A 19,690-nucleotide genomic window follows, 5' to 3' on the forward strand; every position below is an offset into this window, starting at 1 on the left:
TGGGAACAGTTAAATTGCTGATTTAACCCTGTCCCTGATTATCTCGGCTATCCTTGGATCAGCGCCGAGGGGTTCCGTATAGACTATCTCACCATCGAATTCAAATTCTTCATGCTCATGTTCGTGTTCATGGTGATGGTGGCCTTCGGCACCGTTGTCAAGGCCGAGTATGTGGGGTATGTCATGTTTGGTGTGCACTCCATGGGCCAGGAAAACCGGTGTGACGATGATCTTCTCAACACCCATGGCTGCAAGTTCATTTATTGCCTCGGGTATTGATGGTCTTGACATGTTCATGAAGCCCACTGCAACGGGGTGGTCGGCCTCCTGTCGGTAGATGTCAGCTATGCCGTTTATAACCTCCTCACCGTAGGGGAGGCGGCTGCCGTGCCCCACCAGCAGAACGCCTATCTTAGGTTTTTGGTTTGAATTTGAATCCATAGGATATCACTCCATCCTCGCCCTCTTCTCTAACCTTCCTGAATACCATCTCGACCTCATCACCTATTTCTATTGAATCAGGGTCGCAGTCAACTATCTGGCTTGTTACCCTTGCACCCTCCTCCAGTTCAACTATGGCCACCACGTAGGGGGCTATGTCCTTGAACTCGTCGGTGGGGGTGTTTATGACGGAGTAACTGTGTATCCTTCCCTTCCCGCTGAACTTCAATTCCTCGAGTTTGCCCTTGCGTCTGCATTCCGGGCATATTATCCTGCTGGGGAAGAAAACATTCCCGCACTGAAGACATTTTGATCCTGTAAGATTGTAGCGCTGGGGTATATGGCGCCATGTCCTGACGGTTTCTGTCATCATGTAACCTCCATACAGTAATCACTTTTCATTATCTATCTTGGTTCATTATAATTAAATCATACGGTCATCTGATATTTAAATCACTGCCTCCCTGAGGGAATAATAAAGATCCCTCTTGCTCGCAGCTACTTTTTAATGTGTTATGGGCGTCCTTTAGTCCTAAAATGGGTCCATATTCATTTTCTCCAGCACAAAGAATTAATAATACTTTATTAATATTTAGGTAATATTTTTATATCTGTAATACTTAATTTTCATTTGGTGATATTATGGATGATTGTGGATACGTCATGGCAGGTGCATCCCTACTGCTGATGATACCCGTAATCATAATCACGGCCATGATTCTGAGTCTCGGTGAAGCACACAGTGACATGAACATGGAGAGAAAACTTTCAGCCTGTGTAGAGGGTGCTGCATGGGACATCAGGGACAACGTCCCCATCATAACAATGGATGTGCTCAATGAAACCGCAGGGGAGGCCATCAATGGGACCCTTCCCTCAGATGATGTCAGGGATCTGGTCAGGGAGAGAGTGCAGGAGCGTATTGACCGTCTATGCAGAAGCCACAGGAACGTCAATGCAAGCTGCAGGGTGAATTCGGTTGAAGGAACAGAGGCCCCCTTTCAGGTTGAGGTCAACTCAACACTTGAAATACGGGCAGGGAACATTGAACACGCTGAGAACCTTTCTGTGAGGGTCACGGTTGATGGACTCCCGGATCCGCTGCCCTTCAGGGTCCTCGGGAGGCTTGAACACAGTAACACCACAATAGAATATGGTGATGCCCTCGCAGAGTATCTTAACTCCAGTGGCGTGGATGGTGGAGCCTACATCAATGCAAAGGGGCCCCTCATTATAAGAAGATGCCCCTACGAACCCTACACCTCCCATGGATCTGAGGGGGTCCATGCCTGCATCCTCAATGGATACTACCATGAAAGCAGGGATGGTGCCTGTTACCTCTGCAGACTGGAGGGAAAAACATCCTGCCCACACATGGGGCTTGAAACATTCATAATCCCGTCGAAGGAATTAGGAGAGGCCCCGGTATCCATTGACCACGTCCTCTTTAATGAAAAATACACTGGCGAAGCACTGAACATCTCAGGATTCATCATTTACCTGGACGCAGGTCACATGACAAAGTACGGGGTGAGAAGACAATGATAACCCCGGCCAGCCCTCTGCCCTCGCCAGAGTACGGATGGGGAAACCATGATACTGTCAACTGACTTTCTGCTTTCACTGATCATAGTGGCCCTTATCCTGGGAACATCTGCAGAACTTGTGGACATGCAGGAGAGTCGCCTCAGCGAGGAGTTCCGGGAGGGTCATGTGAATCAGAAAGCCGCTGCTGCAGCTGATATCCTGGTAAGCACTCCAGGGGATCCGCCCAGCTGGGAAAAAATTCCTGTAAGCGCCTGTAAATCCCCTGGACTTGCAGTGCCCGGTGAGAGGGGAACGATATCCTATGAAAAGTTCAGGAAACTACAGAGCAGGCCGGAACTCCTTGGCAGGGCCTTCCAGGGTATGAGGGTGCAGCTTGTCCTGAGACCCATCAACTCCAGCATCAGGCCCCTGGTCGCAGGTGAAAACATCAGCGGGGATGAGATCTCAGTGATGAGAATACCCGTTAACTGCAACTTCCTCTCAGGCCATGTAATAAAACTCCAGAAGGCTGTCTGTCCCTGCGGACACCCGGAGAACTGGACCTGCATGAATTTTAGATTTAACAGTTCACTGGACTACTATCTGATCTCTGACAGCCCGGAGGGCTCATGGATGCTGGATACAGGGAACAGCCACATTGATGAGGTGGATCTCATATATGGGAGTGTTAAACTCAATCTGACCGGTGAGGGCGTGGCATGGCTGCACGTACATGGAGGTGGGTGGGTGTCCGTTGTGGCCCTTCCCCGCGGCAGCAGGGATTATCTCATGTCACCAGACTACTTCCGGGTCCAGCCATGCGTCCTTGAGGTCATAACAGCTCCCTTCTGATCAGAGACCCATGATTGTTATAATGGCTATGACCAGGCAAGTGTTTGCCACCGGATCCGTCATGCTCGTTGAGAGGGGGATCACGATGTTATCAGGGTCAAGTCTGAGTCTGTATGATGCCGAGCTGAGATAGAAGCCCACAAGAAGGAGGAATGGTGTGAGCATGTACCCGGCCATGGAACTTATGAGAACCATACTGAAGGGGCCCAGGGACCCTATGCCAAGGAAATCACTTACAAGGTGGGCCAGAAGCCCTATGGTAGGGTATATGAGGAGGGACAGTACAGCTATTATCCCAAAGTTCCTCAGGGCCTCCCCGTGGGGTCTCAGGGATGCTGGAATTATACCTGAGTGAAGCCCTGAGGAGAGCCTTGCACCAAGTATACTCACCAGGTCCCCGCTTTCACCTGAAAATAGAGGTACAAGTGCCAGTATTGCCGGGTTGTCCAGTATAAATGACAGTTTACTGTTCAGAACTGTACCTGCAGTTGTTCCGAGGGCCGAACATATGAGGAGGACAGGTACACTCTGCCTGATAATCTTCCTGAGATCGTATCTCCCCCTGAAGCCGGCTATGAGTCCGGCTGCACCTATCAAAAGGAATATGGCAAAGAGTATCCATTCAAAAAATCCGTTCCTGACCATCTCAAGGACTGCGAGGGCTGCAAATATTGATGGTAGGGTGAAAAGATCTCCTGAAGCTGCAATCAGGGGTGTGGTGACATTATCCGGGTCCCATCCATTTTCATAGCTCTTAAGGGATATGAGGACCGTTGCAGGGAGCAGAAAAGCCCCTGATATTATACCCCCGATGACCGAGATAACCGTGAAGTCCATTATCCCCATGCTCTCAAAGCCAAAGAGCTGGCAGAAGATCCATGCCATGAAGCCCAGAAAGAGCGACATGACCACCGTCAGTATGATGGTCCCCTCAATGTTATCTGCAAGGACATCTGATCTTCGCAGTTCAGGTGAGAGCACACCGATATGGAGGCCAGATCCAAGGCGTGAGCCCAGGGCTCCGAAGATGTTACCCCTCATACCTATGGCCCCGGGTATGAGTACAAGGAGACCCGGGTATGATTCAAGCATTGGGGACATCTTACCGAGGAATATGCCGGCTATAAGGTCCCCGATTGCACAGATGAAAAGGGCCACGAAGCTTTCCCCGAGAATCCTCCTGGAATCCCTGAAAAAGCTGCCAAACTTTCTTGATAGGTTAAATGCCCTTACCCATCCCCTTGAGGCTGCTATGGAGATGTTCACGGTGAATGTTAGCAGGGACTGAAGCAGGATCCGAGTCATCCTCAGCAATCTTTCTCTTCTCTTCATGAATATCACCTGTTAACATTTCCATCATCCCGTCACTATTCTATACTGCAGCCAATATCCTCAAGGGTCATCTCATTCTTTGCCAGTGCAAACAGTAGCTCTGCTCCCGCCTCGTTCCCCTTGGCAATGAGTGTATCCTTCTCTGCCAGCACCGTGTTCCTGTCGGGTCCATAGATCCAGGACTCACCTCTCCTGATGGCTATAACCCTCATACCAGTCCTGGTTGCAAGGAGAAGATCCCCCAGGGATTTCCCTGCGAGCTCGGATCCCTCCTCAATGGTGACCCTGACGATGATCTCGTCGGACTCCTCCATGACCATCTTGAAGACCGGATGGGGCTTTATTCCCTTGAGCACCAGGTCGGCGATATCCTTGGCCGAGTTTGCAATGCTCTCAGCAGCTTCACCCACCTCAAGAAGGGCTGTAAGCTCCTCAGCGTCCTCAACAGACCTTGCTGCAAGAAGAGATTCCTTCTTTATCTCATAGTTGAGTCTGTTAACCTTGTTCTCAAGTTTTATGACTTCTTCAGCTGCATCCCTGCTGTTGAATAGCAGTGCCGAGTATGCAAGATCCACCATGAGCTCCGAAAGGTTCTTCATCTCAATGAGGATATCCTTAACACTCTTAGACAACTTTCATCCTCCTGGGCTGGTGGGTTGATATTGGATAAATTAAAATAAATATGTTGCTGTGAGGGACGCGGGTGCTCATGAAGATCATCCAAAATCAGGTGCCAGTGAGATCTTCAAGATACTCCTTTATGAATAACCTGGAGATGCCTGAACTGCATTACTTAAAGTGATCATCCCCTCATCAGGCACTCTCTACGGAGTTTCAGGAGCTCCCTCTTTTTGTCCATGAGATCATCTGGCCCTGAAATTATATCCCCCAGGCTCCTCTTCACGCATTCAACTGCGCTGTCTGTGTGTATCCATGTGCAGTCCTGGCAGCTCCACACCCCCCGGTCCCTTATCCATCGCCCGCCTGTGGATCCCTCCGCACATGGGTAGAAGGGGCAGTAGCAGAATGCACAGTTCTGGCCTTCAAAGTGACAGGGATAGAACTCACAGTTTTCATCTGGACCCGAGGCTTTTCCCAGTGGATTTTCCTCGTAGAACTCCCTTGCAAGTTCATGGAGGGGTGTCTCCACGGCGTAGCCCCTTGGTGTTATCATCTGACCGTCCCTTGTGTAGGTGGTTACGTTGCCCACCAGCACTATTGTTGACATGTCCACAAGGGACTCGTCAAGGGATTCAAGGTCCACTATCCTCACATCAGGGGCCCCATCCACGGTCCTTACTATGCCAACCGGTGTCTGAGGGGGCAGCAGAGACCTCAGTATTTCAACAGCCTCCCTGAAGGGCCTCTTCCTCCTCTTTCCCAGTGGATTGTAAAGGGCTATTATCATCCCGGACTCTGCGGCGGCCCTGATCTTTGCCATTATTTCAGATAGTGGTGTCAGGATGTCACTCAGACTTATAACCGCGAAGTCGTGGAGGGGTGCTCCCAGCTTTGATGCGGCGTAGTTAACCGCTGTGACGCCGGGTATGACCTCAAATTCGATGCCTGAATATTTATCAAATATCTGGAAGAATACGTTGGCCATGCCGTAAACACCTGGGTCCCCTGAACTCACAAGTGCGACGTCAAGGCCCTCGCGGTGTTTTTCAATTGCAAGTTCCACCCTCTCAATCTCATCCCCCATACCACTCCTTATGACCTCCTTTCCATCAAGGAGGTCCTCTATCTGGCGGATATACCTCGCATACCCTATAACGACGTCAGAATCCTCCAGGGCCCTCAGGGCCCTTATGGTTATATCATCCCTTGCTGGTCCAATTCCTATTATCCTGATCATGAAGCCACCAACCGCCTAAGACTTGATTAAATCCCTCTAAGAAGGACACTGATCATGAAGCTGTCGCAAATGACAGACTCAGTAGATCCTTGTCACAGATAAAATCCTCAGGGTCTTCACATCGACCCAGACCCCCGAGGACCTTGTCTGTGCCCTTGCAGCTGCAATTACACTGAACTGTTCAGTTGGTCTTATCACTATCTGGCCCTTACCGGTCTGGTTTTCACGGTAACCTGTCGCCGTTATATTGATCTCAATCATCTCAAGGGAGGTATCCTGGGTGGTTGTTGCGTTGAGGGATTTTATGTTTATACCATCCAGTCCCGTCCTGGCTTTAAGGGCATCTGAAACGTCTGCATTGTTTATTATTCTGACCTCCTCGGGGCCTCCGGTAATCGTGGAGGTTATGTTTTTACCGGAATCAAGGAAGGATGAGACCGTGTCTATCTGCATCTCCAGGAGTTTTTCTATGTCCGGGGGCTTTGACGTTACAAGGGTGTATGAGCTTATAAGTCCCACCTCAAAGAAGGCCAGGAACATGATGAGGAAGAGGAAGAGTCTGATTATCCTTGGCAATGCATCACCTTTTTCTCTGTGATTAAACCCAAAGGGTAAATTAATATTTTGATAAAGAATATATGAACTCAATAAAATATTTTACTGCACACACATTTTAAAACTTTCTGAATTAGATGTTAAAAACCACCTTACAGGGCAGTGAAGGATTAAAATGAACGAGATAATCGGAAAATTTGCAAGGGAAGGGATCCTCATAGAGGATAACGCCTACTTCCGGCTCAGGGAAATGGATGATCCTGCAAGCGTGTCCTCAGAACTCATAGTTAAGATAAAGAGCAATGGTGGTAAATTCACTGTTTTAACCTCTGAAATGCTTGATGAATTCTTTGAAATAGATAACCCCGCGGAGATAAAGGCCAGGGGTCCCCTCATGGTCCCGGCGGAGAGGGACTTCGATTTTGAGGTGATAAGTGATACAAGTAACCGGTCCTACACCAGTGGTGAGATAGGGGACATGATCGCATACTTCAACAGCCGCTACAGCAGCCTGAAGAACCTTCTCAGTAAGCGCCCTGAACTGAAGGGCCATATTCCAATTGCTGACCTCCGGGGGGGAGAGGACGTCGTCAGCATCATCGGGATGGTCAATGATGTGAGGAACACCAAGAACAATCACAGGATTATTGAACTTGAGGATGATACCGGCGAAATCAGTGTTGTTGTGCACAACGAAAACCATAAGCTCTTTGAGAAGTCCGAGAAAATCGTGAGGGATGAGGTTGTGGGTGTCCATGGAACCAAGAAGGGAAGGTTCGTGGTTGCCTCCGAGATATTCCACCCTGGAGTCCCCAGGATACAGGAGAAGGAGATGGACTTCTCAGTTGCCTTCATATCAGACGTTCATATAGGAAGCCAGACCTTCCTTGAGGACGCCTTCATGAAATTTGTGAAATGGATAAACGGGGATTTCGGTTCAGAGGAGCAGCGAAGCCTTGCAGCGGATGTTAAGTACCTGGTGGTTGCGGGTGACATCGTTGATGGCATTGGAATCTACCCTGGACAGGAAAAGGAACTCCTTATAAGGGACATCCATGAACAGTATGAGGAGGCTGCAAGGCTGTTCGGTGATATAAGGAGCGACATAAAGATCGTTATGATCCCGGGAAACCACGACTCCTCAAGGATAGCGGAGCCCCAGCCAGCAATACCCGAGGAATACGCAAAGTCCCTCTACAGTATCAGGAACATAGAATTTCTCAGCAACCCATCCCTTGTGAGCCTTGACGGTGTGAGGACCCTCATATACCATGGCCGTAGCTTTGATGACATGGCCATGAGTGTCAACGGGCTCTCACATGAAAGGTCAGACCTCATAATGGAGGAACTCCTTGAGAAGAGGCACCTTGCACCGATATATGGTGAGAGAACACCGCTGGCATCTGAGATAGAGGACCACCTGGTCATCGATGAGGTCCCACACGTACTCCACACCGGCCATGTTCACATAAATGCCTACAAAAAGTACAAGGGAGTGCACCTCATAAATTCAGGGACCTTCCAGTCCCAGACAGAGTTCCAGAAGATCTACAACATCGTCCCAACCTGCGGCCAGGTCCCGGTGCTTAACAGGGGTGTGATGAAACTCCTTGAATTCAGCTGAATGTTATATACACCTGAACCCTGCAACTGTATGTTGATGTAATCCAAGGTGATACACTTGAACCCGGTAAGAGAAGTCGTTGATGTTTCACTTCATATTTACAGGACCGGCCTTGTATCCGGCATAGGTGGAAATGTGAGTGCAAGAATGGGTGATAGGGTCTTCATAACCCCGACCATGGTCCCCCTGGGGGAGGTTTCACTCAGGAATGTCGTTTTGGTGGACCTCAATGGAAGGGTCATCAGGGGAGGGAGGCCATCATCCGAACTGGGACTCCACCTTGAGGTATACAGGGCACGGCCAGATGTGGGTGGAATAGTGCACACCCATTCGCCCCATGCGAGGGCCTTCTCCATTGCAGGAGTCCAGATTGAGAAGATGGAGGGATTCATGGGTCTCGGGAGGGGTTACATACCCATGGTCCCGTACCACCCGCCAGGTAGCAGAGAACTTGCAGCTGAATGTGGCAGGGTAATGGTTGATGAGGATGCTGCCATCCTGGAGAACCATGGAGTTGTATGTGCAGGTGAAGGTTTAAGGGACGCCCTTCTACTGGCGGAATTCATTGAGGAGTCTGCAAGGACCCAGTTCATAGCCGAGACCCTGAAATCCATGAAAAAATAATCAGCACTTAAGTGCACAGGCAGAACCCTCAAAAAATCCAGGAAAAAGATATCATCACTTAAAAATAGTAAAACTATCTTAACCTCTGGAAAACCCTGAAAAATTCAGAAACAGTTTTTTATTCCCTTATGGATTCAAGTTCGCTGAGTATCTCCCAGACCAGCGTCCTCGCATGTATGGGTATGTTGGGGTCGTTGCTTATCTCATCCAGTATGGATATAACTGTACTGGCCCTGACGGTGCTGTCCTCATCAGGGTTATTCAGAATTTCGTTTGATTCCTCTGCAGCTCTTCTAATGTTCCTGGGGACGCTGTTGTCTTCCATAATGTGCCTTAAAATTTCAGAAACGCGATTGAATGTTTCGTTACTCATATTGAGTCCTCCCTGCTGAATTCTTGAAGAATACAGAATAATGTTTATATTCAATCTGGTTTATATCATCTGGGTTAAAAAGCTTTTGGTGTCCCTGAAACTGCAAGTGCAGCTGTAACTCCAGAGGACTTTGTTTTTCTTATTACAAGTTTTGAATCCTTACCTGCACTGCTGAGGGCTGCTGCTTCACATACACTTCCCACACCAAACTTTTCATAGACGAAATCAGAAAATGAGAGAGTATTCTGGGATCTGAGTTCCTGGGGCCCTATGAATTCAAGGGGGACTCCTAGGAGCCTGGCAGCCTCCCTGATACCATCCTCATCCCTTTTCATGTAGCCTGTTGCAATGGCATCAAGCCGTTCGGGGGGTATTTTCAGCAGTTTCAGGGTTTCCCTGATGAGACCGATTACTCTATCTGATCCAACCCCCCTCCTTGTCCCTATCCCCATTGAAAGCTTGAGGGGTGCAAGCCTCATGACCCTTGAGTTGCAGTGGGCCCTCACAACCTCGTCCCCCTCCGGGACATAGGTGTAGGTTCTGCGCATATCATCATCAATCAGGGCCTCAAGGTCCCTGGAGGAGTGAAGTTCAACCCGGTGCCCCTGGATAATTGAGGAGTTGAAGTGCCTGATAAGGTGGGGGTCAAGGATCCTGTAGAAGTACCTCGCTGCAAAGGTATCAATACCAACAAGGCCATTGACGTCTGTGGATGTTGTTATAACGGGATTAGCACCTATCAGACCTGCAAGTTTAATTGCAAAGTCATTGGCACCCCCCGCATGACCGGAAAGTAGACTTATAACATTTGACCCCTTTTCATCAACAACCAGGACCCCAGGGTCCGATAGTTTGTTATTGATCAGTGGTGCTATCTTCCTCACCATTATACCTGCAGCCATTATACCCACTATAATGTCGCTTTCAGCGAAAACATTCCCCAGATCCATGTTCCGGTGCATGACTTCAACCGAAAGAATAGTCGGGTCCCGGAGGAGTTTCTCCCTCATCTCCCCTGCGAGTCTTCTGGCCCTCTCTGTTAGTGTGAGTATTGTAACTATCATGGTATCACCAGCATTACCCCTGCTGCAGCTAACGTGAACAGTATCAGGGTCAGGGAACTCAGCTTCACGGCATCAAGAAGTTTTTCATTGTCCAGTCCATCACATGGATCCCCGAGGACGTACACGCCCGGCTTTTCCAGCTGAACAGAAAGGGCCCCTGCCGCTGCAGCCATGGTGAAACCTGAGTTGGGGCTTGGAGTACGCCGGGCGTCCCTCAAAAGAATCCTGAAGGATCCCCTCCAGTTCATGCCGAGTAGGAGGGCTGCAGGGACCATCAGGACACCGGTGATTCTTGATGGGATGTAGTTGAGTATATCATCCAGCCTTGCAGGGAACCATCCTATGTCTCTGTTCTCGCTGTCAAGGTAGCCCACCATAGCATCAAGTGTATTGACCACCCGGTAGAGGAAGGCGCCTGGAAGGCCCAGGAGGATGAAATAGAAGATGGGGGCTGTCACCGAATCCGTGATGTTTTCTGTGAGTGTCTCAATCGCCGCTGAGGTTATCTGTTCATCTGAGAGGGAAGTGGTGTCCCTGCTGACGAGCATTGAAAGTTTCCTCCTGGCATCTTCAATGTCCTCCTTGAGGGATCCTCCAACCTCCAGGGCAGAGGTTACAAGCATCCTTATGGATATCACCGCTGAAAGTAAGATGGAGGATATAATGAGATTCAGGGGGTCTTGAAGATGGTTGATAAGGAACAGGGGGAGTGTGAAGGGCGCTGCAACTGCAATGGTGAGTATTATGCCGGATATACGGCTGTTTCCAAGGATGTTCCGCATCCATTCCACTGCTGACCCCATCCAGACCACCGGATGAAGCCGGTGTGGTGGTTCCCCAATGAGTAGGTCAAGGATTACAGCAAGCAGGAGGACTGAAACTTCACTCATGTACTCCTCTTTTAACTGTGCTCTGTTATATATCTGAGACATGTAATAATTTTTATCTATATATTCATGAAGGGAGATAGTTATAGCCGTGATAACATGTCCCAAGAAATGATCAAGAAATGGCTTGATGAAGAGGGGTTCCTCCGCATGGAGGTTCCTGACGAAAACGCCAGATTTCACTATGTTGTGAACTACCCTGAGGATCACGTTATCGATATAATCCAGCCCGCCGGAAAGGATGACATGATTCTCATAGCCTGCGCAACCAGTGTCAGTCCAGAGCACCAGGCAGGGATCCGGGCGCTCAGCATGGAGAAGAGGACTGAGTTCATATGGAAGGTCAGGTTCACGCTTAACCGGTTCGGGGTTGATTTCCAGCTCGACCATCCAGAAAACGTCCTTAACAGTTACCTCGTGACAGATGAAATATTCTTCGACGGCCTTTCAAAGGACAGATTGATTTCAAGTATAAAAAATGTCTTCAGGGCAAAACTGCAGGTCATGTGGATGATACAGGAACGTTTCGGTGAAGAAAGACCAGAACATGATAGCATGTATGTCTAGGGGAGGTCCGGTTCAACTGTAAGGACTCCCTGTAACCATTTTTCTTATGTGGGGGATGGCTTTCAACTGTAAAATCATTTGGGTTTCCTGTTTCTCTGGGTGTGGGTCAATGGTTTCAAGTGTAAAGTTTTTTCTCTCGTTTAGTTGCCCGAGTGAGAGAGGTCAATTTCAACTGTAACCAGCGAAACTTTATTCAGGCTTAACAGAGAGAGGTCAATTTCAACTGTAACTTTATTATTAAAAATTTGTCTAAAATAGTGACATCAGGTTCAACTGTAAAAGGTTCTTTCCTGGTTCGGCCTGGTTTACAGAGCGAAAAATAAAAACCTTAAATACACTTGAAATGAATGTCTCAAAAAATCGAGATCAATTAATACTAACTTACACTTGAAATGAATGTCTCCCTTACAGGTCATCAGAACCATGGTCAGATTACACTTGAAATGGATGTCTCCCACATCTAGCCATGAATCAGAGAACTGGATAAGGAACAGCAGGATTTTTTACACTTGAAATTCATCCCTCATGAATTCCCATCGAGGATCCAGATGGTTACACTTGAAATAGATGTCCCACATATATTATTATCGATCAACCTGATTTTAATAAAAACTTTTATCTAATAGTTGGAATAAGAGAATTTACACTTGAAATCTACCACACCCTCAAATCAGGGAATGGTAGTACGGGGCGCTGCCAGCTGAAAAGGTCATCCTGATATTGAATTTCACTGTATCCAGATTTTAGGGCCTTTACTGAAATTTGATGCAGCAGTTTTCTCTAAAAATTTAGTTGAAGTGGTACTATGAACATTTTTGATGAGATAGGGGACAAAGAATCTGTTTTTAAGGATAAGAAATATCTTGATCACAGGTTCCTTCCTGACAGATTACCTCACAGGGAGGAGCAGATACGATCAATAGCCAAGTACTGGGTCGAGGCCCTCAATGGAGTGACACCTCCAGACATTACAATCTATGGTAAAACAGGTACAGGGAAAACTGCCGTTGCAAAATTTGCCATGAAACAGCTGAAGGAGGCATCAAAGGACTGTGACGTGAATATAAGGACTGAATACATCCGCTGCACAGATTACACAACAGAGTACCAGGTCATAGCAAGATTATGCCAGCAGCTCGGTCGTGATGTCCCCTACCGTGGCTGGACAAAGGCTGAAATCGTGAACACCTTCAGGAACATGTTCAAGAAAAACGCCTTTGGCCAGGACATGATACTCATGGTCGTACTTGATGAAATAGACATACTCCTCAGAAATGATGGAGATGGACTCCTGTACACCCTCACAAGGACAGATAATGTCTCCATTTTATCCATAAGTAACTACGTGGAATTCAAGAAATTCATAAAACCCCGGGTCAGGAGCAGCCTCAGGGACAGGGAGATAGTTTTCCCACCCTATGGGGCCCAGCAGCTTGTTGATATCCTTGAGGAGAGGTCAAAGATGTCCTTCAAGGAGGGTGCCCTTGATGATGATGTCATACCCCTATGCGCAGCTCTGGCAGCCAAGGAGGAGGGTGATGCAAGGTACGCCCTGGACCTCCTCAGGACAGCAGGTGAAATTGCCGATGAAAGGGACTCAGATAAAGTCCTGGGGGACTTTGTGAGGGAGGCCAAGGACTACATAGAACACAACAAGATCACAGACATAATACTGACACTACCGAGCCAGCAGCAGAGGGTGCTTGAGGCCATACTCTACCTCACAAAGAGGAAGGAGGAAATAACCTCCGGAAGGCTTTATGAGGTCTACAAGGAAATAGCAAAGGGGGACTCTGTTTCCTACAGGAGGATATTTGACTTCATAAACGAGCTTGAAATGCTCGGCCTCATATCCACAAATACTGTTTCACGGGGAAGGGGAAAGGGACGTACAAATATCATAGACCTGCAGTGCGAAACCTCCCTCCTGGAGGACTCACTCTGGGGTGTTTAAAGCTTTTTTCTAGAGCCATCCCGCTCAAACTATCTTCTGGTTTTCAGATCCTCTCCTCTCACTTATCAGCAGCCTCAGGAGGGCCATCCGGACCGGCACACCATAGAACGCCTGTCTGAAGTACATGGCCTGTGGGAGGGAATCCACCTCTGGGGATATCTCATCTATCCTTGGGAGTGGATGCATCACAATCAGGTCCCTATCAGCCACAGTGGATCCATCTATGTGGTAGGCTCCCCTTATCCTTGAATACTCCTCAGGGTCAGGGAAACGTTCCTTCTGTATCCTTGTAACGTAGAGGACATCCACCTCATCTATGACATCATCAAGCCTTTCTGTCTCTTTAACTTCAACACCAGCCCTCCTCAGATCATGTATGATGTTATCAGGCATTCTGAGGACGGGTGGTGATACGAAGCTCATACTGGCACCGAAAACAGCCAGGGCATAGGCCAGTGAGTGGACAGTCCTCCCGTACTTGAGGTCACCAACCAGTGCAACCCTAAGGGAACCTATCCTCCCGAAGAACCTCTTCATGGTGTAGAGGTCCAGGAGGGTCTGTGTTGGGTGCTGCCCGGCACCATCCCCTGCATTTATCACTGGAACATCCACAACATCTGATATGTAACGTGCTGCACCCTCCAGGTTGTGCCTTATAACTATGGCGTCAGAGTAGGCTGAAAGCATCATGGCGGTGTCAGCCAGGCTCTCACCCTTAACGGCAGATGTCGCCCCCGTATCTGCAAATCCAACAACGTCCCCTCCCAGACGCTTCATGGCAGTTTCAAAGGATAGACGTGTCCTTGTGGATGGCTCATAGAACATCATGCCAAGTATCTTTCCTCTGAGGGCGCTGGAGGATTTTTCTCCCGATGCAAATGGCTCCATCTTCTCGGCTTCCCTGAGGATGAACTCGATATCCTCCCTCTTAAAATCCTTTATTGAGATAACGTTTTCAAACATCAGTACCCCTTCCAGATTTTCATATATAACCCTATAACTTCCTTAAATCTTTCTCATGAAGGTTAGATACCCTGTATGGCCGACCATCCTTGTTCTGGGCCTTGTACCCTGCTTTCTGACCTCTATTTCACGTTCAATGGTTTCAAAGGTCCTTATATCTGCAAATCCAACCTTCAACCCTATCCTGTGTATCAGCTTCACCTGTTCAATGTAGGGGTTGTAGAAGACTGCCCAGCCACCCCTGAGTAGGGAATCATGGACATCCTCCATCAGCTCCCAGGGCCTGGGCAGATCAAGGAAAACCAGGTCGAGGTCCTCCTCCTCTATACCCTCCTTTATATCCCTGTTCTTGACCTCCACGTTTTTGAATCCAAAGGCTGCAATGTTCTTCTCTGCTATCTCAGCAAAGTCCTCACGTATTTCATAGGTTGTGACGTGCCCTGATTCTCCCACCAGATTGGCAAGGTACATTGCAACTGTACCCGCACCGGTACCCGCATCAACAACCCTTGAACCTTCAACTATCCCTGTATATGCACATATCATTCCTATGTCCTTGGGAAGGAGTATTGAACACCGCCTCTCCATGAGTTCAAGGTAATCTGAGAGTCCGGGTTTAAGGACGTAAATCTCCCTGCCAAGGTGGGTTTTGAGGACATCCCCGGGCCTGGAATCCTCCAGGGTTTCTGCTTTGATGATCCCCATGTCACTCTGAAAGTCCTCTCCTTCTTCCAGGAGATATTTTTTACCTCTCTCATCCATAAGTATGCGCAAGTCCAATCACCTTACTCCTTGAATTGATATGTGGCTTCATCGGGTCCCTTAAATTCTGCCTCAATGACCCTCCTGATTTCCGAAGCCCTCTTTGCACCTATACCCTCCACGCTACGGAGTTCCTTCTCTGAGGCGTTCATAACACCTTCAACTGATCCGAAGGCTTCCAGGAGCCTTTCAGCGTACTTTGAACCGATATTTGGCAGGGATTCCACGATGAAGAGCTGCTTCTCCCTGAGGGTCAGTGGCTTCTTATCCGTGCGAACACGCATATCAGGCCTGCCTTCCCTCTGCTCCCTTATGGCTATCCTCCTTATCATTGCAGCGGTATCCTCGGCTGACCTCGTGGGGATTACAGGTATTCCAAAGTCCACAGCAACAGCTGCAAGGGCACCCCTCACGGCGTCCGGGTTTATGAATCCTGAATAGAGGTCATCCCCCTCTATGATCATAACAGGCCTTTTGAAGTTTTTGACCATCTCCCTTGCCTGTTTATACAGTCTTTTATCTATAATTGAACCAATAAAGTCCTGTGTTGTCTTCCTCTCAATTATAGTATCCTCGCTTATCTGATAGTCACCAACTGCAAGGGGTTTGAGTTCAAAATCCACTCCTATCTTTTTGAGTTCCCTGAGGACCCTTGAGTTGACCTCCCGGGAATCAGCATAGATGAAGGGTCCCTCCCCTGAGGGTTCCATTATGGGGTTAACCTCCACGTTAACTGACCCGCCCCTGAGGTTCTCCTTCATGGATCTCTCCTTCCTGATACTTGAGTAGTAGTATGCCTCGTCGCGGGTCTTCTCTGTTATGAGGACAACCATGCGGCCCTTCCTCTTCCTCCCGGTCCTTCCACGTCTCTGTATCATCCTTATCTCAGAGGGAACAGGTTCATACATCACCACAAGGTCCACCGAGGGGATATCTATACCTTCCTCAGCGACACTGGTTGATAGGAGCACGTCATGGTTCCCCATGCGAAATGATTTTATTATATCCCTCTGCTGTTTCTGGGTGAGGCCCTTCTCTCCGCTCCTGCTGTTCTGTCCATAAAATTTAACTGCGTTGATACCTTCACGTTTGCATCTCTGGTATATCTCCTCAAGGGTGTCGCGGAACTGTGTGAACACTATTATCCTTGCTTCATCTCCTTTAAGTTCCCTTTTCAGTATCTCCATTAGCCTGTCAAGTTTAGGGTGTTCCACCCCTGACATCATGGCCCTTCTTGTGAGGTGCATGGCCCTTGTAAAGTCTGGATCTGCCAGGAGACCCTTAGCAGCCTTTGTTTTCTTCTCCTTTAGCCGGAGAAGGTACTGGTGGAGTGGTCTTATGCCCTGTGTTTCAAGAAGTTCAAGGGCGTGTTCCACGTTTATACAGGATGCAAGGAGTGATATGGCCCTGTAGCATGCCCTTGGAGGGCTCGTTGATCGCGCTATCCTGTTCTGGACACGGCCCCTTGCCTTCAGAAGGTCCTTCTTACCCACACTGATGGTGTCTATAACACCGAGGTTTTTAAGCATCTTCAAGCGATTTTTAAGGACCTTCCTAAGGAGTTCCCTTATATCCTCAAGCTCCGGTGTCATCCTGACCTTTACCCATTCTATTTTTATGGGCTTGAGGTAGGGGCGCACATCAGGGTCCCCCTCTGTTTTCACCACAACCTCATTCATGAAGAGGTTCTCACAGACAGTTTTTATCTTATCCTCATCTGCACCCGGAGACGCTGTGAGTCCCAGTATGAGGGGGTGCCTGGCGTTCTGTATATAATTAGATGCAAGGAAGACGTATGAGTATGATCCAACTGCGCGGTGGCATTCATCGAATACGATGAGTGAGACGTCCCTGAGGTCGTATCTTCCAGCCAGGATGTCTGATTCAACTGTCTGGGGCGTGGCGGATATTATCTGGGATTTAATCCACCGTTCTTTTCTCTCTTCAGGTTTTATGCTACCTGTAAGGGATGTGCAGGTTGCAAGCATGAACTCCCTGAAGCTCTCCTCATGCTGTATGGCCAGGGGTTTGCTGGGTGATAGGATGAGTACCTTTGAGCCCCTGTATTTCCTGAGTCTCTCTGCAGCCACAAGGACAGCCACAACCGTCTTTCCGAGGGCTGTGGGGGCGACTATCATTGAGTTGCCCTTTCTGATGACATCTGCTGCCAGCAGCTGCTGATAGGTCCTTGCCTCTATTTTCTCTGGCTTTATGAGGGGGTGCTCTATGTACCTTGCCATGGTCTTTTATCTGGTCATCAATTTATTTAAGGTTCAGGTTCCTTTCAGTGCTGAAAATCAGGTTACCTGAGGCTTTGGCCTTCCTAGTTTGAGGTTTAAGAGATTAAAAGAAGGAATAAATGGGGGTTTATTGGGGATGATGCGTGTTCAACCGGTCTAAAAGATTTAAGGGAGGTTAAAGTGGGACTGAGGCAGCTGCGAGCACCGCAGCAACGGTGACTGTGCTCAGATGGCAGGCGTAGAGTGGAGCTGTCTGGAAGCTGTCCCTCAGAACCGGGAGGAACTGTGTGTAGGCTGAAATCCCTGTGAGTACCTGCAGAGCCACTGCAACGTAATTCAGGGTTACATTGCCAGACATGATATTTGCTGCCGTTGCAATGAGGGCAAGGATAAGGACTCCGAAGTGTGGCGCCATCCTCATCCCCATTATACGGAAGGTTATGAAACCTGATGAGATTCCTGCAAAGAGGAGTGCGAATATAATGACCTGATACATTTCATCACCTCTAGAAGTTCACCACTGCGTAGCTCGGGTCACTAAGCAGTGTTATGAACGTGGCTGCACCTGCTATCTTGCAGCCCTCGACCATGTTATCTTCTCTGAGCCCCCTGAACTGGGCGCTCATTTCACAGACGTAGATCTTAACACCCATCTCAATGACCTCGGCCATGAGTTCATCCAGCCGCGGGAAGGCCGGGTGTTTTACGGCGGCTGCACCACCCTTCCTTGCAATGCTCACGCCATCCATGAGGAGGAATATTGTGACATCCTTTCCCATGCTGAGGGCAGCCTTTGAGAATATGAAGGTGGCGTAGGCCCTCTCTGCATTCCCTGTCCCGTTGCTCTGGACAACGAGTACCTTATCCTTTCCTGTAAATTCCCTTTCCCTGCTAACATCTGTTTTTTCAAGGATGAGGTGGCTGGCCGATTTTTCAATGACCTCTGCCTTCATTTCAGGAGCTGAGAGTGCAAGGTCATCGATCACGTCACTGCTTTCTGATTTTATCTTTATCCTCATCCCTGGCTCCATTGAGGAGAGCCTATCCCCTACGATTATAACCGGGCCGGGACAGGTTTCTCCGGTAACATCTATCTCTTCAATACCCTGAGGTGAAATGTTAACCACCAGCCCCTTTTCTGTTTCTCTGGGAGAATATTCCATATGGTGCTTCTCTGCAACTCTCCTGACCTCTTCAGAGTCCTCCTTCAGGATCAGCTGGAGGTTCTGAACACCATTTTTAAGTATATTGTCTGTTATTATAGCTGCAGCGTATCTGTTTACTCCCCTGAGGTTTAATTTCATTTTTATCCCCATTTTTCCCTGAATTTTCTGAGGGCCTCCACAATTCCCTCAAGGTCAGATGCTGGTACTCCGACTGCAAGTTCCTCGGGCCTGATCCCGGCGTATTTCCTTGAACCGTTACACCCCATTGTCATGTTTGGGATGCCCCTCTCCCTTACAGCTGCAACGGCGTCTGCACAGAGTGACTGTATCCCTGAGTAGTCCCCGCTTATTCTGCCACCCCTGTCATGGAGGTATGCCTGGCTGAGTCTAAGCGCCTGGGCCGGTTTAAGTATGAATACAACGGCGTCTGGTTCGAAATCAGCCTCTTCGAGCGGTGCATAGACTGAGGCATGGTATTCCCCTTTCACCGCGGGAACGGCCTCTACGGTTTCAGCAGCAGCTTCCAGTGTGCTGTAGTTTCCGAGTTTATGGTACAGGCTTCCATCCGCAACCTGGGGTGGTACCCTGCAGAGTCCAAGGACCGCTGCGCCACCCCTGCAGAGGTGTTCGTCTGCAGTTGCATAGCCACAGGCACCCCTTAAGCGTGCATCCTGTATGAACTCGCAGTGCCTCTTCTTTTCAAGCTTTTCACCAGATATTTCCTCATTCTTGACTAACCTGACAGCCACGGGCTGCCCTCCATTTTCCAGGAGTTCCTTAAGTTCTTCTGAAATCTTCCTGTAATCCATACAACCACCTATACATGATAGTATAACTATACGATAAAGTATAAAAACCCAATATTTAAATTTTTCTCTAAAGTTATAATTCATGGTTATAC

At 48.6% G+C, this 19,690-nt stretch carries 21 protein-coding genes; 6 read left to right on the forward strand and 15 right to left on the reverse strand.

Features of this window, described 5'->3' with window-relative positions; all coding sequences use genetic code 11:
- Positions 1-9: 9 nt before the first annotated feature.
- Positions 10-441 (reverse strand): sirohydrochlorin nickelochelatase, encoded by a 432-nt coding sequence (cfbA, locus tag MTH_RS06685; protein ID WP_048061042.1) that lies wholly within the window; start codon positions 439-441, stop codon positions 10-12.
- Complete coding sequence (locus tag MTH_RS06690) at positions 413-811, reverse strand: Zn-ribbon domain-containing OB-fold protein (protein ID WP_048061298.1); 399 nt, start codon at positions 809-811, stop codon at positions 413-415. Before MTH_RS06690 ends, cfbA begins: the two co-directional genes overlap by 29 nt.
- Before the next feature lie 272 nt (positions 812-1,083).
- On the opposite strand from MTH_RS06690, the gene MTH_RS06695 reads away from it, so the two are divergent.
- Positions 1,084-1,986 carry a hypothetical protein gene (locus tag MTH_RS06695; protein WP_010877011.1) on the forward strand — a complete coding sequence of 301 codons (903 nt, stop codon included), beginning with the start codon at positions 1,084-1,086 and terminating at the stop codon, positions 1,984-1,986.
- A gap of 48 nt (positions 1,987-2,034) precedes the next feature.
- Positions 2,035-2,820, forward strand: a complete 786-nt coding sequence (locus MTH_RS06700; RefSeq protein ID WP_010877012.1) for a hypothetical protein — start codon at positions 2,035-2,037, stop codon at positions 2,818-2,820.
- Here MTH_RS06700 and MTH_RS06705 read toward each other — a convergent pair whose 3' ends face one another.
- The 4 genes from MTH_RS06705 to MTH_RS06720 form a co-directional block, all read right to left on the reverse strand.
- On the reverse strand, positions 2,821-4,152 hold the full coding sequence (locus MTH_RS06705) for a magnesium transporter (RefSeq protein ID WP_083750457.1): 1,332 nt from the start codon (positions 4,150-4,152) through the stop codon (positions 2,821-2,823).
- A gap of 35 nt (positions 4,153-4,187) precedes the next feature.
- Positions 4,188-4,751, reverse strand: a complete 564-nt coding sequence (locus MTH_RS06710; RefSeq protein WP_173402648.1) for a potassium channel family protein — start codon at positions 4,749-4,751, stop codon at positions 4,188-4,190.
- A 203-nt stretch (positions 4,752-4,954) separates the two neighbouring features.
- Complete coding sequence (cobJ, locus tag MTH_RS06715) at positions 4,955-6,010, reverse strand: precorrin-3B C(17)-methyltransferase (RefSeq protein ID WP_010877015.1); 1,056 nt, start codon at positions 6,008-6,010, stop codon at positions 4,955-4,957.
- Positions 6,011-6,088: 78 nt separating this feature from the next.
- Positions 6,089-6,586, reverse strand: a complete 498-nt coding sequence (locus MTH_RS06720) for a hypothetical protein (RefSeq protein WP_048061043.1) — start codon at positions 6,584-6,586, stop codon at positions 6,089-6,091.
- 154 nt (positions 6,587-6,740) lie between these two features.
- On the opposite strand from MTH_RS06720, the gene MTH_RS06725 reads away from it, so the two are divergent.
- Positions 6,741-8,189, forward strand: coding sequence for a DNA-directed DNA polymerase II small subunit (locus MTH_RS06725; RefSeq protein WP_010877017.1), 1,449 nt, complete (start codon positions 6,741-6,743; stop codon positions 8,187-8,189).
- A gap of 48 nt (positions 8,190-8,237) precedes the next feature.
- Positions 8,238-8,813, forward strand: coding sequence for a class II aldolase/adducin family protein (locus tag MTH_RS06730; RefSeq protein WP_010877018.1), 576 nt, complete (start codon positions 8,238-8,240; stop codon positions 8,811-8,813).
- A 118-nt stretch (positions 8,814-8,931) separates the two neighbouring features.
- On the opposite strand, the gene MTH_RS06735 is transcribed toward MTH_RS06730, so the two are convergent.
- The 3 genes from MTH_RS06735 to cbiB form a co-directional block, all read right to left on the reverse strand.
- The gene (locus MTH_RS06735) at positions 8,932-9,186 is read right to left on the reverse strand and encodes a UPF0147 family protein (RefSeq protein ID WP_048061044.1); all 255 of its coding nucleotides are present in this window, start codon (positions 9,184-9,186) and stop codon (positions 8,932-8,934) included.
- 74 nt (positions 9,187-9,260) lie between these two features.
- Positions 9,261-10,250 (reverse strand): cobalt-precorrin 5A hydrolase, encoded by a 990-nt coding sequence (locus MTH_RS06740; protein ID WP_010877020.1) that lies wholly within the window; start codon positions 10,248-10,250, stop codon positions 9,261-9,263.
- Positions 10,247-11,140, reverse strand: a complete 894-nt coding sequence (gene cbiB / locus MTH_RS06745) for an adenosylcobinamide-phosphate synthase CbiB (RefSeq protein WP_010877021.1) — start codon at positions 11,138-11,140, stop codon at positions 10,247-10,249. Before cbiB ends, MTH_RS06740 begins: the two co-directional genes overlap by 4 nt.
- A 108-nt stretch (positions 11,141-11,248) precedes the next feature.
- On the opposite strand from cbiB, the gene MTH_RS06750 reads away from it, so the two are divergent.
- Together MTH_RS06750 and cdc6-1 are read left to right on the forward strand one after the other, a co-directional pair.
- Positions 11,249-11,704 (forward strand): DUF2299 domain-containing protein, encoded by a 456-nt coding sequence (locus MTH_RS06750; RefSeq protein ID WP_231855277.1) that lies wholly within the window; start codon positions 11,249-11,251, stop codon positions 11,702-11,704.
- An 805-nt stretch (positions 11,705-12,509) separates the two neighbouring features.
- Complete coding sequence (cdc6-1, locus tag MTH_RS06755; protein WP_010877024.1) at positions 12,510-13,658, forward strand: ORC1-type DNA replication protein Cdc6-1; 1,149 nt, start codon at positions 12,510-12,512, stop codon at positions 13,656-13,658.
- Positions 13,659-13,682: 24 nt separating this feature from the next.
- Here cdc6-1 and pyrB read toward each other — a convergent pair whose 3' ends face one another.
- From pyrB to MTH_RS06785, 6 genes are all read right to left on the reverse strand, one after another.
- Positions 13,683-14,621, reverse strand: coding sequence for an aspartate carbamoyltransferase (gene pyrB / locus MTH_RS06760; RefSeq protein WP_010877025.1), 939 nt, complete (start codon positions 14,619-14,621; stop codon positions 13,683-13,685).
- 42 nt (positions 14,622-14,663) lie between these two features.
- Positions 14,664-15,395: a tRNA (adenine-N1)-methyltransferase gene (locus MTH_RS06765; protein WP_048061045.1), complete on the reverse strand. Its 732-nt coding sequence runs from the start codon at positions 15,393-15,395 to the stop codon at positions 14,664-14,666.
- Between the two features lie 11 nt (positions 15,396-15,406).
- Positions 15,407-17,623 (reverse strand): DEAD/DEAH box helicase, encoded by a 2,217-nt coding sequence (locus MTH_RS06770; protein ID WP_010877027.1) that lies wholly within the window; start codon positions 17,621-17,623, stop codon positions 15,407-15,409.
- A 175-nt stretch (positions 17,624-17,798) separates the two neighbouring features.
- Positions 17,799-18,119, reverse strand: a complete 321-nt coding sequence (locus MTH_RS06775; protein ID WP_010877028.1) for a DUF5400 domain-containing protein — start codon at positions 18,117-18,119, stop codon at positions 17,799-17,801.
- 10 nt (positions 18,120-18,129) lie between these two features.
- Entirely contained in the window at positions 18,130-18,927 is a 798-nt protein-coding gene (locus MTH_RS06780) for a DsrE family protein (RefSeq protein ID WP_048061046.1), read from the reverse strand.
- A 2-nt stretch (positions 18,928-18,929) separates the two neighbouring features.
- Complete coding sequence (locus MTH_RS06785) at positions 18,930-19,598, reverse strand: DUF169 domain-containing protein (RefSeq protein ID WP_010877030.1); 669 nt, start codon at positions 19,596-19,598, stop codon at positions 18,930-18,932.
- Positions 19,599-19,690: the final 92 nt, after the last annotated feature.

Source organism: Methanothermobacter thermautotrophicus str. Delta H, assembly GCF_000008645.1.
Taxonomy (GTDB): domain Archaea; phylum Methanobacteriota; class Methanobacteria; order Methanobacteriales; family Methanothermobacteraceae; genus Methanothermobacter; species Methanothermobacter thermautotrophicus.